The organism is Melaminivora alkalimesophila (genome assembly GCF_000282995.1).
In the GTDB taxonomy this organism is placed as follows: domain Bacteria; phylum Pseudomonadota; class Gammaproteobacteria; order Burkholderiales; family Burkholderiaceae_C; genus Melaminivora; species Melaminivora alkalimesophila.
In genome coordinates this window covers 1-1,363 of the sequence record NZ_ALEE01000613.1, presented here as the reverse complement: position 1 = coordinate 1,363, position 1,363 = coordinate 1, and the positions used below count along the sequence as shown (strand labels likewise).

2 protein-coding genes are annotated in these 1,363 nt (G+C 72.4%); both read right to left on the bottom strand.

What is annotated here, in order from left to right:
- Window positions 1–279, bottom strand: a 279-nt coding sequence (locus A612_RS12055) for an S-adenosylmethionine:tRNA ribosyltransferase-isomerase (RefSeq protein ID WP_040436775.1), incomplete at its 3' end; no start/stop codon positions are given.
- Window positions 280–376: 97 nt separating this feature from the next.
- A partial coding sequence (locus A612_RS12050) for an HD-GYP domain-containing protein (protein ID WP_019374725.1) occupies window positions 377–1,363 on the bottom strand: 987 nt, incomplete at its 5' end.

Here is a 1,363-nt window from a genome sequence, read left to right as displayed (position 1 = left end):
CGGCATGCTGCTGGACATGTTCAGCACCTTCATCCGCCCGCCGCTGGCCTTCTCGCCGAAGATGCGCGCGCGCAGCACACGCGTGTCGTTGAAGACCAGCAGGTCGCCGGGCGCGAGCAGCGCGGGCAGCTCGCGAAAGACCCGGTCCACGGGCGGGGCGCTGCGGCCGTCGAGCAGGCGCGAGCCGCTGCGTTCGGAAGCGGGATGCTGGGCGATGAGGCCCTCGGGAAGGTCGAAGTCGAAGTCGCTCAGCGTATAGGGGCGTGCGGGCGTGGCCATGCGGGTCGGCGAAGGGCGGGCGGGGACAACCGGCGATTGTCGCAAACCATCCGCGCCGCGTGGCGGCCCCGGCACGGGCCCGGCCCGGCAGACCCGCTCAGGCCGGCTCGGCCTCCAGCGCGTCCATCCACAGCGTGTCCAGGTCGGGAAAGCCCCAGCGCTCGGGGTCCTCGCGCCCGGCGATGCGCTCCGTGCAGCCGGGCGCGCCCAGGTCGAGCACCTCGGGCGGGATGCGCAGGCCCGAGCGCGTGGAAAAGAAGCTCTTGACGCGCGGCGTCACCAGGGAGTCGCCCGACTGCGCCATGACGACCGCCAGCCGGCCCGACTCGAGCCGCACCAGCGAGCCCGCCGGGTAGATGCCGATGGTCTTCACGAAGGCCTGGAACAGGCGGCTGTCGAGGTGGCTGTGCGTCCATTGCGCCATGCGCCGCAGCGCCTCGGAAGGGTCCCAGCCGCGCTTGTAGGGCCGGTTGGAGGTGATGGCGTCGTAGACGTCGCAGATCGCCGCCATGCGCGCCAGCAGGCCGATCTGCTCGCCCTGCAGGCCGTGCGGGTAGCCGCTGCCGTCCATCTTCTCGTGGTGGTGCAGACAGGCGTCGAGCACCGGCTGCGGCATGTGGGCCTGCTGCAGCAGGGCGTGGCCGGCCACCGGATGGTCGCGGATCTGCGCGAACTCCGCGTCGCTCAGCCGCCCCGGCTTGTTCAGGACGGCCAGCGGGACGGCTGCCTTGCCCATGTCGTGCAGCAGGCCGGCCGTGCCCGCCAGCTGCACGCCCGGCTCCTTCATGCCCAGCTGGCGCGCCAGCGCCACCATCAGGCCGCACACCGCGACCGAATGCATGTAGGTGTAGTTGTCCGAGGTCTTCAGGCGCGCCAGGCTGATGAGCGCGCCGGGGTTGCGCGCCACGGAGGCCGAGATCTGGTCGACCAGCCCGTCCACCTGCCGCGGGTCCACCGTGCGGCCCATGCGGGCCTCGCTGAACATTTCCGTGACGGCGTCGCGCGCGCTGGCGCAGATGGCGGCTGCGCGGCGCAGTTCGACCTCGATGCTGGTGGGCTGCCGGTCGGTCCCGCGGCTGCCGTC